Origin of the sequence: Mycobacterium heckeshornense (assembly GCF_016592155.1) — a bacterium.
Lineage (GTDB): Bacteria > Actinomycetota > Actinomycetes > Mycobacteriales > Mycobacteriaceae > Mycobacterium > Mycobacterium heckeshornense.
The window spans coordinates 4,118,643-4,131,271 of sequence record NZ_AP024237.1; the positions used below are offsets into that span (position 1 = coordinate 4,118,643).

The 12,629-nt window shown below is 64.9% G+C and carries 14 protein-coding genes; 2 read left to right on the forward strand and 12 right to left on the reverse strand.

The window, feature by feature from the left end; genetic code table 11:
- Positions 1-63: 63 nt before the first annotated feature.
- The 6 genes from MHEC_RS19905 to MHEC_RS19930 all read right to left on the reverse strand — a co-directional run bounded on the left by MHEC_RS19905 (position 64) and on the right by MHEC_RS19930 (position 6,201).
- The gene (locus tag MHEC_RS19905) at positions 64-888 is read right to left on the reverse strand and encodes an SHOCT domain-containing protein (RefSeq protein ID WP_048890370.1); all 825 of its coding nucleotides are present in this window, start codon (positions 886-888) and stop codon (positions 64-66) included.
- 116 nt (positions 889-1,004) lie between these two features.
- Positions 1,005-2,195, reverse strand: coding sequence for an elongation factor Tu (gene tuf, locus MHEC_RS19910; RefSeq protein WP_003923354.1), 1,191 nt, complete (start codon positions 2,193-2,195; stop codon positions 1,005-1,007).
- Positions 2,196-2,276: 81 nt separating this feature from the next.
- Positions 2,277-4,382: an elongation factor G gene (fusA, locus tag MHEC_RS19915; protein ID WP_048890282.1), complete on the reverse strand. Its 2,106-nt coding sequence runs from the start codon at positions 4,380-4,382 to the stop codon at positions 2,277-2,279.
- A 91-nt stretch (positions 4,383-4,473) separates the two neighbouring features.
- Positions 4,474-4,944: a 30S ribosomal protein S7 gene (rpsG, locus tag MHEC_RS19920; protein WP_048890283.1), complete on the reverse strand. Its 471-nt coding sequence runs from the start codon at positions 4,942-4,944 to the stop codon at positions 4,474-4,476.
- Positions 4,944-5,318, reverse strand: coding sequence for a 30S ribosomal protein S12 (gene rpsL / locus MHEC_RS19925; RefSeq protein ID WP_003923350.1), 375 nt, complete (start codon positions 5,316-5,318; stop codon positions 4,944-4,946). Before rpsL ends, rpsG begins: the two co-directional genes overlap by 1 nt.
- Positions 5,319-5,529: 211 nt before the next feature.
- Positions 5,530-6,201 carry a TetR/AcrR family transcriptional regulator gene (locus tag MHEC_RS19930; protein ID WP_048890284.1) on the reverse strand — a complete coding sequence of 224 codons (672 nt, stop codon included), beginning with the start codon at positions 6,199-6,201 and terminating at the stop codon, positions 5,530-5,532.
- Between the two features lie 209 nt (positions 6,202-6,410).
- On the opposite strand from MHEC_RS19930, the gene MHEC_RS19935 reads away from it, so the two are divergent.
- Positions 6,411-6,788, forward strand: coding sequence for a DUF3060 domain-containing protein (locus tag MHEC_RS19935; RefSeq protein WP_099868725.1), 378 nt, complete (start codon positions 6,411-6,413; stop codon positions 6,786-6,788).
- A 38-nt stretch (positions 6,789-6,826) separates the two neighbouring features.
- Positions 6,827-7,252, forward strand: coding sequence for a DUF3060 domain-containing protein (locus tag MHEC_RS19940; protein WP_048890372.1), 426 nt, complete (start codon positions 6,827-6,829; stop codon positions 7,250-7,252).
- Positions 7,253-7,283: 31 nt separating this feature from the next.
- On the opposite strand, the gene MHEC_RS19945 is transcribed toward MHEC_RS19940, so the two are convergent.
- The 6 genes from MHEC_RS19945 to MHEC_RS19970 form a co-directional block, all read right to left on the reverse strand.
- Positions 7,284-8,051 carry a crotonase/enoyl-CoA hydratase family protein gene (locus MHEC_RS19945; RefSeq protein WP_048890285.1) on the reverse strand — a complete coding sequence of 256 codons (768 nt, stop codon included), beginning with the start codon at positions 8,049-8,051 and terminating at the stop codon, positions 7,284-7,286.
- On the reverse strand, positions 8,048-8,770 hold the full coding sequence (locus MHEC_RS19950) for a PaaX family transcriptional regulator C-terminal domain-containing protein (protein ID WP_372507330.1): 723 nt from the start codon (positions 8,768-8,770) through the stop codon (positions 8,048-8,050). Before MHEC_RS19950 ends, MHEC_RS19945 begins: the two co-directional genes overlap by 4 nt.
- 16 nt (positions 8,771-8,786) lie before the next feature.
- The gene (locus tag MHEC_RS19955; protein WP_048890287.1) at positions 8,787-9,725 is read right to left on the reverse strand and encodes a crotonase/enoyl-CoA hydratase family protein; all 939 of its coding nucleotides are present in this window, start codon (positions 9,723-9,725) and stop codon (positions 8,787-8,789) included.
- Entirely contained in the window at positions 9,722-11,350 is a 1,629-nt protein-coding gene (locus tag MHEC_RS19960) for an acyl-CoA dehydrogenase family protein (RefSeq protein ID WP_048890288.1), read from the reverse strand. The genes MHEC_RS19955 and MHEC_RS19960 overlap by 4 nt, the downstream gene beginning before the upstream one ends.
- An 81-nt stretch (positions 11,351-11,431) precedes the next feature.
- Positions 11,432-11,662 (reverse strand): alpha/beta hydrolase family protein, encoded by a 231-nt coding sequence (locus MHEC_RS19965; protein ID WP_048890289.1) that lies wholly within the window; start codon positions 11,660-11,662, stop codon positions 11,432-11,434.
- A gap of 119 nt (positions 11,663-11,781) precedes the next feature.
- Positions 11,782-12,534 carry a deoxyribonuclease IV gene (locus MHEC_RS19970; protein ID WP_048890290.1) on the reverse strand — a complete coding sequence of 251 codons (753 nt, stop codon included), beginning with the start codon at positions 12,532-12,534 and terminating at the stop codon, positions 11,782-11,784.
- Positions 12,535-12,629: the final 95 nt, after the last annotated feature.

Genomic DNA, 12,629 nt, shown 5'->3' on the forward strand with positions numbered 1-12,629 from the left:
TCCTTTCGTCGGTCAGCGATCAGGCTAGCAGCGAAACTGAAACGTGTTCTAAGGGCGGGGTGGTTAGAGCTCGGCGATGATCTGGGCCCGCTTGCTGGCGTATTCCTGGTCTGTCAGCGCACCCGACGCATGCAGTGTTTCCAACTCCTGGAGCCGCTGGCCAACGGTCTGCGCCGGCGGCGCACCGGCCGGCGCCTGGCCCACCGCAGCCGGCGCAGTCTGCGCCTGCTGGGCCGCCGCCCGCCGCACCACCTCCTGAATCTGTTGGCGCAACACCGGATTCGACCGTACGTCGACCATCCTGTTCAACGGAACGTTGTTGGCCTTGAGGATCTGCAGGATCTCCATCAGTGGCCCGGCCTGCCCGCTCAAGTCATATGTCTGGTTGTCTTCAGCCACCGTGAACTGCGCGGGAACCAGACCGTTGACCAAAGCGCTTCGCTCCCAGTCGATCCGGTAGTCGCGGGTCGCGGGGTCGACAAGTACCACCAGCTTGCGCGACGTGATGTTGCCCAACCGGCTGACGCTGGCGATCACCCGGTCTTGACTGTCGAATGGCTCGAAGCCCGCTCCAGAGATGCGCAAGTCCAACTTGACCAGCGGCTGCTCGTTGATGCGAGTCCCGGTCTCGGTGACGCCCATGATCTGGGCCAACGCCAACACCCCGCTCCGTTCGAGCGCGGCGGCCTTGGCCGACGATTTCGCACCATAGTTGGCCAGCGCCAGTGCGATCAGCACGTCGGCCGCGGTGATCAGCAGGCCCGCGTAGAACATCCACTTGATGAGGCTGCTCTGGCCCAGACCGAAATAGGTGAACAAGAAGATGGGACCAACCAGGCCGCCGCAGAGCAGGACCATGAGTTGACATTTCACGTATCGCCACAACATCGCCATGCTCCTGTCGTTAGGGCCTAATCGCGTTCAGGCGAGTATTACGCCGAGCAGACGCTGAGGCCCCCGAAATCACCAGATTTCGGGGCCTCAGCGTCTGCTCGCGCAGGAAACTACTTGATGATCTTGGTCACCCGGCCGGCGCCGACGGTGCGGCCGCCCTCGCGGATAGCGAACCGCAGCCCTTCGTCCATGGCGACCGGCTGGATCAGCTTGACCTTGATGTTGGTGTTGTCACCGGGCATCACCATCTCGGTGCCTTCCGGCAGCGTCACCACACCGGTCACGTCGGTGGTGCGGAAGTAGAACTGCGGACGGTAGTTGTTGAAGAACGGCGTGTGCCGACCGCCCTCGTCCTTGGACAACACGTAGACCTGGCCCTCGAACTCGGTGTGCGGGGTGATGGTCCCGGGCTTGGTGACCACCTGGCCGCGCTCGACTTCCTCACGCTTGACGCCGCGCAGCAGCAGACCGACGTTGTCGCCCGCCTGACCCTGGTCGAGCAGCTTGCGGAACATCTCCACGCCGGTGACGGTGGTCTTCGTCGTCGACGGACGGATGCCGACGATCTCGACCTCCTCGTTGACATTGATCACGCCGCGCTCAACCCGGCCGGTGACCACGGTGCCGCGGCCGGTGATGGTGAAGACGTCTTCGATCGGCATCAGGAATGGCTTGTCGATGTCGCGGACCGGGTCAGGGATCGACTCGTCGACAGCCTGCATCAGTTCCTCGATACTCGCGACCCACTTCGGGTCGCCCTCGAGCGCCTTCAGCGCGGAAACCCGCACAACCGGCGCGTCCTCGTCGAACTCCTGAGCCGCCAGCAGCTCACGGACCTCCATCTCGACGAGCTCGAGCAGCTCCTCGTCCTCGACCATGTCGGCCTTGTTCAGCGCGACCAGGATGTAGGGGACACCGACCTGGCGGGCCAGCAGCACGTGCTCGCGGGTCTGCGGCATCGGGCCGTCGTTGGCCGCGACCACCAGGATGGCCCCGTCCATCTGGGCGGCGCCGGTGATCATGTTCTTGATGTAGTCGGCGTGGCCGGGCGCGTCGACGTGAGCGTAGTGGCGCTTTTCGGTCTGGTACTCCACGTGCGCGATGTTGATGGTGATGCCGCGCTGACGCTCCTCGGGCGCGTTGTCGATCTGGTCGAACGCCTTCGTCTCGTTCACGTCGGGAAACTTGTCGTGCAGAACCTTGGTGATCGCCGCGGTCAGCGTAGTCTTGCCGTGGTCAATGTGACCGATGGTCCCGATGTTGACGTGCGGCTTCGTCCGCTGGAACTTCGCCTTCGCCACTTTCAGTGTCCTCCTGGACTTGTTGGTGCTTGTTAAAGCAGTGTGGATGTTTTCAGTTGTGCCGCGGTACGAGACGGAACCTTACTGGCCCGTCGCCTTCGCGATGATTTCCTTCGACACCTGCGCCGGTACTTCGGCGTAGGAATCGAACACCATGGAGTAGTTCGCCCGGCCTTGGGTCTTGGACCTCAGGTCGCCGACGTAGCCGAACATCTCCGACAGCGGCACGTGCGCCTTGACGACGCGTGTGCCCGCCCGCTCCTCCATGGCCTGGATCTGACCACGGCGGGAGTTCAGGTCGCCGATCACGTCGCCCATGTAGTCCTCGGGGGTGAGGACCTCGACGGCCATGATCGGCTCGAGGATCACCGGCTGCGCCGCGGCGGCGGCCTTCTTCAGCGCCTGCGCGCCGGCGATCTTGAACGCCATTTCCGAGGAGTCCACCTCGTGGAAGGCGCCGTCTTCCAGCGTCACCTTGAGGTTCACCAGCGGGTAGCCGGCCAGCACACCATATTGCATGGCGTCCTGGGCGCCGGCGTCCACCGATGGGATGTACTCGCGCGGGATGCGCCCCCCGGTGACCTTGTTCTCGAACTCGTAGGTGGCACCGTCCTCGCCTTTGAACGGCTCGACGGTGATGATGACCTTGGCGTACTGGCCGGAGCCACCGGTCTGCTTCTTGTGGGTGTACTCGACGTGCTCCACCTTGCGGCGGATCGTCTCCTTGTACGCCACCTGCGGCTTGCCGACGTTGGCCTCAACCTTGAATTCGCGGCGCATGCGGTCGACCAGGATGTCAAGATGCAGCTCACCCATGCCGCCGATCACGGTCTGGCCGGTCTCGGAGTCCAGGTGCACCTTGAAGGTCGGGTCCTCCTCGGCCAGCTTCTGGATCGACGCGGAGAGCTTCTCCTGGTCGCTCTTGGTCTTGGGTTCGATGGCCACCTCGATCACCGGGTCGGGGAACGTCATCGACTCCAGCACGATCTGGTCGTTCGGGTCGCTCAGGGTGTCGCCGGTCGTGGTGTCCTTGAGACCGATCACCGCGTAGATGTGGCCCGCACTAGCCCTTTCGACCGGGTTCTCCTTGTTGGAGTGCATCTGGAACAGCTTGCCCAGCCGCTCTTTCTTGCCCTTGGTGGCATTGATGACCTGGCTGCCCGACTCGACGGTGCCTGAGTAGACGCGAATGTAGGTCAGCTTGCCGAAGAACGGGTGCGTGGCGATCTTGAACGCCAGCGCCGAGAACGGTTCGTCGGTGCTCGCGTGGCGAACCACCTCGATGTCCTCGTGACCGGGCGCGTGCCCGATCGCGGGCGGCAGATCCAGCGGCGAGGGCAGATAGTCGACGACCGCGTCGAGCATCGGCTGCACGCCCTTGTTCTTGAACGCGCTGCCGCACAGCACCGGATAGATCTCGCTGGCGATGGTCAGCTTGCGGATCGCGGCCTTGATCTCGTCGACGGTGATCTCCTCACCACCGACATACTTTTCGAGCAGGTGCTCGTCGGACTCCGCCACGGTCTCCACCAGCTTGGTGCGGTACTCCTCGGCGGTCTCGGCCAGCTCGGCCGGGATGTCGATGATGTCGTAGCGCTCGCCGAGTTTGGTTTCGCCGCGCCAGACTTTGGCGTTCATTTCGACCAGGTCGACGACGCCTTCGAACTCGTTCTCCGAACCGATCGGCAACTGGATCGGCACCGCGTTAGCGCCAAGCCGCTCGTGCATCGTCTTGACCGAGAAGTAGAAGTCGGCGCCGATCTTGTCCATCTTGTTGACGAAACAGATCCGCGGGACGTTGTATTTGTCGGCCTGCCGCCACACCTGTTCGGACTGCGGCTCGACACCTTCCTTGCCGTCGAACACGGCCACGGCACCGTCGAGCACCCGCAGGTTGCGTTCCACCTCGACGGTGAAGTCGACGTGGCCGGGGGTATCGATGATGTTGAGCTGGTTGTCTTTCCAGAAGGTGGTGGTGGCGGCGGAGGTGATCGTGATGCCGCGCTCCTGCTCCTGCTCCATCCAGTCCATGGTGGCGGCGCCATCATGGACCTCACCGATCTTGTAGTTGATGCCCGTGTAGTACAGGATCCGCTCGGTCGTCGTCGTCTTTCCGGCGTCGATGTGCGCCATGATGCCGAAGTTGCGGACCCTGCTCAGGTCGGTCAGCACGTCCTTCTGTGCCACAGAAGTCTTCCCACTCTTTGTCGTTGCTCTACTACGTCGTTTGCTGTCGTCTGCGTCACCGGCGCCTGTTAGTTTGGCGCCGGCGGCGCCTCTACCAGCGATAATGCGCGAAGGCGCGGTTTGCCTCGGCCATCTTGTGGGTGTCCTCACGTCGCTTGACCGAGGCCCCGAGGCCGTTGCTGGCATCTAAGATCTCGTTTGCCAGACGCTCGACCATGGTCTTTTCGCGACGCTGCCGGGAGTAATTGACCAGCCAGCGCAGCGCCAGCGTGGTGGACCGATCCGGGCGCACCTCGACGGGTACCTGGTAGGTGGCACCGCCGACCCGCCGGCTGCGGACCTCCAGCGCCGGCCTGACATTGTCGAGGGCACGCTTGAGCGTGATGACGGGATCGGTACCCGTCTTTTCGCGAGCATGTTCGAGCGCACCGTAAACAATGCGTTCGGCAAGCGATTTCTTCCCCTTCATCAGCACTTTGTTCACCAGCTGGGTGACGAGCTGCGATCCGTAGACCGGGTCGTTGACCAGCGGACGCTTGGGCGCGGGCCCCTTGCGCGGCATCAGCCCTTCTCCTTCTTGGCGCCGTAGCGGCTGCGAGCCTGCTTGCGGTTCTTGACGCCCTGGGTGTCGAGCGAGCCCCGGATGATCTTGTACCGCACGCCCGGCAGATCCTTGACCCGGCCGCCGCGCACCAGGACCATGGAGTGCTCCTGCAGATTGTGGCCCTCGCCGGGAATGTAGGCGGTGACCTCAACCTGGCTGGTCAGCTTGACGCGCGCCACCTTCCGAAGGGCCGAGTTGGGCTTCTTCGGGGTGGTGGTGTACACGCGGGTGCACACGCCACGGCGCTGCGGGCTGCCTTTCAGGGCCGCAGTCTTGACCTTGCCGATCTTGTCGCGGCGACCCTTGCGGACCAGCTGCTGAATGGTTGGCATCTACCGGCTTCCTGTGTTGCGCTCTCGATTCAAGTCTGTGTACTGCAGTTATGCCCAGCCACGGGCCCCCGCGGCCGGGAGTGTCGCATGCGGTTGCCCCGGCACTATCCGTGGCATCGTGGACATGCGAATTGGCCCGGCGTGCGCGCCTCACCAGCGCCTTGAGCCGCCAGGCACGAGCACCCACAATACCCGCCGCTGGTCGGGCAGGTCAAAGCGACGCGGGGCGCCCGGCCGCGGAACCGCTTCCGGCAGCTCCGCTGCGGCGTTCCAGGCCAGCGGCCAGTCGGAGCACCATATCGGTGAACACAGCGTCGGTGTCGATGTCGTCCATGACCCCGGTCATCTCCAGCAGGACGAACCCGTGCAGTGCGGACCAGAATTCCAGCGCCGCGTAGAAGGCTTCCTCGCCGTCGAGACCGTAAGAGGACAACACCGCGATCACCGGCGCCGCGGCTGCCCTGGTGGCAGCCGTGTATTCGGGGTCGTCGCCGCCCGGCGGCATGCGGGTGAACGCCGCGTAGCGGCCGGGATGATGGTGGGCGTAGCTGCGGTAGGCGCTGGCCATCACCAGCACCGCGTCGTCGCGGGCCCGGCCCTCGCCGACGCGATGCAGCATCGCGATGATGTCGTCGATGACGCGCATCCGCACCGTGCGGCGCAGGTCCTCCAGGCTGTCCACGTGGTTGTACAGCGACGGGCCCTTGGTTCCCAGCTGGGTCGCCAGCGCATTAATGGTCAGCGCATCCCAGCCTTCGCGGTCCAGGAAAGTCAGTGCGGCGTTGACAATGATGTCGCGGCTGAGCTTGGCCGGGCGGGCGGTCGTCCGCCCGCCAGCGCGCGGACGACCGCCCGCTGACGGTGGTTCCGGCTGAGCTGCCATGGCGATCGCCCTTCGATGGGTCCGAGGTCAGCAAAGAACTCTAGCCCGACGACGAGCCGCGCAGCGGCGCGCGAAGGAGTCGGGCCAGGAGGCAACCCGATGGGCGGCGGTGTCGAGATGGACGTCAAATCGGCGAAGTCAGCCAGCGTGTAACCGAATGCACGTAGGCTCAGTCGCTTAGACCACTTGCAAGGGCAGAGGGGCTCGCAGTGAACCGGAGAACCGTCAGCGCCGCGCTGGCTGGCTGCGCCGTCGCCATTCCTGCCGCGCTGGCCGTCGGGGTACCGGACGCGCACGCCAAAAACGGTGATACCCATGTCACGGGGCAGGGCGTCAACCAGACCGTGGACTGCAACGATTCCACGCTGTTGGTCGACGGTACTTCGAATACCGTCAACGCGTTGGGAACGTGCTGGGCCGTGACGATGATGGGTTCGGGCAATACCGTCATCGCCGAGACCGTCGTCAACGACATCACGGTCTACGGCTGGGACGAAACGGTGTATTTCCGCAATGGCGAGCCGTTTATCTGGGACCGGGGTCGAGAACTGGGAATGCCCAACCGCATCGACCGGGTTCCGGCGTGAACGTCGTCACCACTGATCAGTTGACAAAGCGAGGAGCAATGCGCAACGTCCCCAGATCGGCAGCGGCAACGCTTGTTTTGGCAGTGGCCATCGTGCTGGCCGCTGCGGGCCTGGCCGGCTGTGGCCCGAAGAACAAGGGCGCGGCGCCGTCGACCACGACTACCTCGGGAAGTTCGACCGCCCAATTCGAGGTCGGCAACACACTCAATTACGGGTCCTTCGGAACTACCGCCGATCTCGACTGCGCTGATGGCAAATCGCTCAACGTGGGCGGATCCAACAACACGCTGACAGTGAAGGGCACTTGCTCATCGGTGAGTATCGGCGGCGCCGACAACAAGATCACCTTCGACAAGGTGGACAAACAGCTCAGCGTTGTCGGGCTCAACAACACCGTCACGTACAAGTCCGGTGACCCGAAAGTGGAAAACCTGGGCTCTGGCAACACCATCACCAAGGGCTGACGGTGATGTTCGCCCGGGTTAGCGCGCCGGGCTAGTGCGCTGGGGCCCCGTGGCGGCCGGCACCGGCGGCGAACCGTCCCGCACCTTCCATGGCCTCCTCGGCAACCCGCGAAATGCTGGCGAATTCGAAGTCGAGGGCGTCGGCCTCCGGCACTCCCCACTGATGCAGTGCGGAAAGCCGATCCGAGCGCATGCACTGCTGCGGCAGCGCGGCCAGCTGGGCCGCCAGTTCTTCGGCGGCTCGGCGTGCCTGTCCTTTGGGCACCACGCGGTTGGCCAGCCCGATGGCCAACGCTTCGTCAGCCTTGACGGCGCGGCCGGTGAGGATCATGTCCATCGCCCGGCTGTGCCCGATCAGTCGCGGCAAGCGGATCGTGCCGCCGTCGATCAGCGGTACACCCCAGCGCCGGCAGAACACACCGAATACCGCGTCTTCCTCGACCACCCGCAAATCGCACCACAGCGCCAGCTCCAGACCACCTGCCACCGCGTAACCACTGACCGCGGCGATCACCGGCTTGGACAACACCATCCGCGTCGGCCCCATCGGCCCAGGCCCGGTGCGGTGCACCGCATTGGCCTCGGGTGTACCGAAGGCCTTCAAATCCGCTCCGGCGCAAAAGGTTCCACCCTCACCGCACAACACCGCCACCGACGCGGTGTCGTCGCGGTCGAACTCATCGAACGCGCTGAACAGTGCCGCCGCGGTCGGGCCGTTGACGGCATTGCGTGCATGCGGTCGGTTCAGGATCACCGTGGTGACCGGCCCGTTGCGTTCTACCCGCACCTCGTCGCTCATTTCGCCTCCACAAGTTGGGTTAGGTTGCGCCGTCGGATCAGCTCGGCGGCGAAGTCGTGGTAAGCGGAGCGCAGTTGGCCGCCGGGCCAGTTCGTCGGCAGCAGTTCGTCGGGCAGCACCGGATCGGTGAGCAGGTGGCGCACGATCGCAGCCGCTACCACGAACCGGCCGGGGATATCGGTTGCGCCCGCCATCTCATCAAGTAGCCGGTGCCCGATTCGCGCCCATCCGCGCAAGTCCCACAGCCGCTCGGCGAGTTCGGCGGGTGCGTCGTCGCGTGCCCGCAATATCCGCACCCGGCTGCGGATGTCGGGTCCCACATTCCACTCGAGGTTATCGGGACGCATCCATACCCCTTCACGCAGTTCCCCAAACCGCTTCTTCTGCAATGTATTTCGTAGTCCAGCCCGGGTGCGGGCGTCGATTCCAACGCTGGTGACGATGACAGTGGCCCAGCAGCCCCGCCACCCACGAACCCGTGGACTGATCGCGTCGTCCTGGCGGCGCTGGCGGGCCAGCAGCCGGTCGGAGAGCCGGTAGCCGTCGGCCGACCGGATCAGGTCGCCGGCGCTGACCATTCTGGTCAATGCAACTCGCAGTGTCGACTCCTTGATGCCGAAATCACCTGTGAGCCTTATTAATTCGGCTGACGTGGCCCAGGCCGGGTGGGCGCCCAGCAGCACTGACAGCACCACCGACCGAGCCGTCATCCGCGCCAACCCTTCAGGCATGCGTTTAGACCTCGGAAGCCTTGCGACCGTAATCACCGAATGGCTCGTCGCGGTGACGCACCGCCTCGCGAAAACCGTGCTCGACGGCGTCGGCGACGAAGGCGTGGCCTTCCGGTGTGTGCCGGGCGATGCCATCGAACACGGTGCTTACCATCCTGCTGGTTGCCACACCTTGTTGCAGCAGAGCCGAATTCAGTGCGAGTTTTACCATGATCAGTTGGTTGACCGGCAGGGCGGCGATACGCTGCACCAATCGCTCCGTGCGCTCGTCAAGCTCATCGGGATCCGGCGCCTCCACCGCCAAACCCCACTCGGCGGCCTGCTTACCGGTGATGCAATCTCCGGTCAGCAGAAGACGTTTGGCACGCTGATCGCCCAGGCGGTGCGCCCACAACCCGGCGGCCGGTACCCCCCACACCCGGGTCGGTGGGTACCCGATTTTGGCGTCAGCGGCGGCGATCACCTGGTCGGCGTGCAGGGCAATGTCGGTGCCGCCGGCCACGCAATAGCCGTGGATCTTGACCACGGTCGGCTTGTCGGCGTGCATCAGGGCCGAGAACCCGCGCACGAACCGGCTCATCATCTGGTAATCGATCATCGGGTCCCAGGGCTGGTTTGGCAGGTGGTTGATCGCCTGCGTCTTGCCGTCGAGGACCGTGCCCTTGTATGCGCTGCCGCCGCCGGCCGAGGCTGTCCGGTCGGCGTAGGCACTCAAATCGAAGCCCGCGCAAAACCCTTCACCGCGGCCGGACACCAAGATGACGTGCACATTGGGGTCCAAGTCGGCCCGCTCGACCAGTGCCGACAGCTCTAGCGGAGTGTCGGCGATGATCGCGTTGCCCTTTTCCGGCCGGTTGAAGGTGATCCGCGCAACTCGGTCGGTGACCTCGTAGGTCATCGTCTTGAGGTTGTCGAAGTCGACCGGCCTGATCGCGTGAGTCATCCCTTCACCAGCGCTCTCTCGAGGATCGGCGCCAGGTCCAGGCCAGTGGGCAGCGTGCCGAATGCCCTGCCCCACCGGCCGTCGAGGCGGGTGGCCAGGAACGCCTCGGCGACGGCCGGATGTCCGTGGCGCACCAACAGCGAGGCCTGCAGCGCGAGGCTGATGTGTTCGGCGACGGTGCGAGCGCGGTACTGGATGGTGTCGTAGTCGGCGAGCTGCGGCTTGAGCCGTTGGACGTGGGCGTCCAGCCGCGCGTCCTGCCCGGCGGTCTTGGCCAGCTCGGCGAACAGCACGTCGACGCATTCGGGCCGGGTTGCCATGGCGCGCAAAGTATCCAGGGCGCTGACGTTACCGGAGCCTTCCCAGATGCCCATCAGCGGTGCCTCGCGGTACAGCCGCGGCATGCCCGAGTCTTCGATATAGCCGTTGCCGCCGAGGCATTCCATCGCTTCCGCGGCATGTGGGGTGGCCTGCTTGCACACCCAGTACTTACTGGCGGCCAACCCGATGCGGCGCAGCAGCGCTTCGGTTTCGTCGCCGCGCACCGCGTTGTCAGTGGCGCCAGCCATCCGCATCGCCACCATGGTGGCCGCTTCGGCTTCGATAGCCAAGTCCGCCAATACATTTCGCATCAGCGGCTGGTCGATGAGGTAGGCGCCGAACGCCTTGCGGTGTTGAGCATGGTGAATGGCCTGCGTGACGCCGGCGCGCATGCTGGTGGCGCTGGCCAGTGTGCAGTCCAGCCGGGTCAGGTTGACCATCTCAATGATGGTCGGCACGCCGCGGCCCTCCTCACCGACCAGCCACGCGACCGCCCCGTCGTATTCCACTTCGCTGGAGGCGTTAGCGTGGTTGCCGAGCTTGTTTTTGAGCCGCTGCAACAACATTCGGTTGCGGCTGCCATCGGGCAGCACTCGGGGCAGTAAAAAGCACGACAGCCCGCCCGGCGCCTGGGCGAGCACCAGGAAGATGTCACACATCGGCGCCGAGGTGAACCATTTGTGACCGGTCAGGCTGTAGCTGCCGTCGGCGTTGCGGATGGCCTGGGTGGTGCCGGCCCGCACGTCGGAGCCGCCCTGCTTTTCGGTCATCGACATGCCTGCGGTGATACCGGCTTTCGCGGTCGGCACTTTGAGCTCCGGGTCGTATTCACGGCTGGTCAGCAGCGGCTCGTAGACAGCGGCCAGCTCCGGATTGTTGCGCAACGCGGGGACGACCGCGTAGGTCATCGAAATCGGGCACATGTGGCCTGGTTCGACGGTCCACACGCCGGTCTTGGCGGCGCGTACCACGTGTGCGCCCGGCCGGGCGTCCGCCCAGGGTGCGGCATGCAGGCCGTGTCGGATCGCGGTGCGCATTAACTCGTGGTAGGCCGGGTCGTATTCCACCTCGTCGATGCGGTGCCCGTAGCGGTCGTGGGTGTGCAGGATGGGCCGGTTGCGATCGGCGAGCTCACCCCAGCGTTGCGCTTGCTTGGAACCCGCGATCGCGCCGAGCTCGGTAACCTCGTCAAGGCCCCACTGTCCGCCCTCGCGGATCAGTGCCTCGATGAGCACCGGGGAGGACGCCGGGTTGTGGTTCTCCAGCGGCGGAACCTGGTTGATGACGGCATGAGTGTCTGGCATGGGCTCAGTGTTACATTTTTCCGACAGCTGAACAAGAGACGTAACACCTGTCATCGGCTGTGGGCGGCGAAAATGCCGCTGTTACACGCCAGCCGGTAGGCCATGATGCCGCCGTTGCTGATACCGGTCGCATCGATGCTCGGCCAGGTCATCGACTGCAGCCGTGACCAAGCCGACATCGTCGATGCCGTCGCGCGCGGGGCCACCGTTCCATGCGCGGGCCACTGCGTCGGGGTAGGAACTTTCGGCCTGTTCCACGCTGCCGAAGCCACCGTGCAGCATGACGGCCAGCAGACCGTCGGGCTCATACACCCGATACCACCGCGCGGGCGGCCGACATCGAGTGAGTACACGCTTGGTGCCCTCGGGAAATCGTCGACGCCGTCGGCGAGCACACCGATCAGCACCGCGAGCCGAGCGAAAATGACGGCCTAGCCGACACGATTGCGAAGAAAAGCGATGTCGTCTTTGCGGCCCTCATCGGCCGTCTCGCAGACGACGGGCGCATCGGCCGCGGTAACCACCGCGATCAACAATTCCGGATCAATCTGACCGGCGCCGATATTGGCGTGGCGGTCCGCGCCTGAGCCTGCGGCGTCCCGTGAGTCGTTGCAGTGCACCAGGTCGATGCGACCGGTGATGGTCTTGATGCGATCGACGGCGTCGATCAGCGCCTCGCCCGCCGCCCAGGCGTGACAGGTGTCGAGGCAAAAGCCGATGCCGGTATCGCCGATGTGGTCCCAGAGCCGTGCGATGGTCTCGAAGTGACGGGCCATCGCGTGCTCACCGCCGGCGGTGTTCTCCAGGTAGACCGGCACGTCGGTTTCCAGTCGCTCCATCGTCTTGCGCCATCGCTCGCAGCCCGCCCGGATGTCGTTATCGTCGGCATGGCCGCCGTGCACGATCACGGCGGCGGCCCCGATATCGGCGGCGGCGTCGCAGGTGTCTTGAAGGATCTTGCGCGACGGGATGCGCACCCGGTTGTTGGCCGACGCGACGTTGATCAGATACGGCGCGTGCACGTACACCGGCAGGCTTGCCGACCTCAGCCGAGGGGCGTCGTCGCGCGGCTTTGGCTTTTTCCAGCTCTGCGGGTTGCCCAGGAAGATCTGCACGAGGTCGGCGCCTTCTGCTTCGGCGGCGGCAAGGGGATCCTGGGGACTTACGTGCGATCCAATGAGCACGTCGGCCAGTCTAGTCGCTCTGGGTTTCCGGCGAGCAGACGCAGAATCGCATCGCTAAGGCACTTGGCGTGCGATTCTGCGTCTGCTGGCCAGGT

What these genes read in the sequence shown, in the direction of transcription:
- MHEC_RS19905 (WP_048890370.1), bottom strand. Translation starts at nt 888, where the DNA reads ATGTTGTGGCGATACGTGAAATGTCAACTCATGGTCCTGCTCTGCGGC.
- rpsG (WP_048890283.1), bottom strand. Translation starts at nt 4,944, where the DNA reads ATGCCGCGCAAGGGGCCCGCGCCCAAGCGTCCGCTGGTCAACGACCCG.
- rpsL (WP_003923350.1), bottom strand. Translation starts at nt 5,318, where the DNA reads ATGCCAACCATTCAGCAGCTGGTCCGCAAGGGTCGCCGCGACAAGATC.
- MHEC_RS19930 (WP_048890284.1), bottom strand. Translation starts at nt 6,201, where the DNA reads ATGGCAGCTCAGCCGGAACCACCGTCAGCGGGCGGTCGTCCGCGCGCT.
- MHEC_RS19940 (WP_048890372.1), top strand. Translation starts at nt 6,827, where the DNA reads ATGCGCAACGTCCCCAGATCGGCAGCGGCAACGCTTGTTTTGGCAGTG.
- MHEC_RS19945 (WP_048890285.1), bottom strand. Translation starts at nt 8,051, where the DNA reads ATGAGCGACGAGGTGCGGGTAGAACGCAACGGGCCGGTCACCACGGTG.
- MHEC_RS19955 (WP_048890287.1), bottom strand. Translation starts at nt 9,725, where the DNA reads ATGACTCACGCGATCAGGCCGGTCGACTTCGACAACCTCAAGACGATG.
- MHEC_RS19960 (WP_048890288.1), bottom strand. Translation starts at nt 11,350, where the DNA reads ATGCCAGACACTCATGCCGTCATCAACCAGGTTCCGCCGCTGGAGAAC.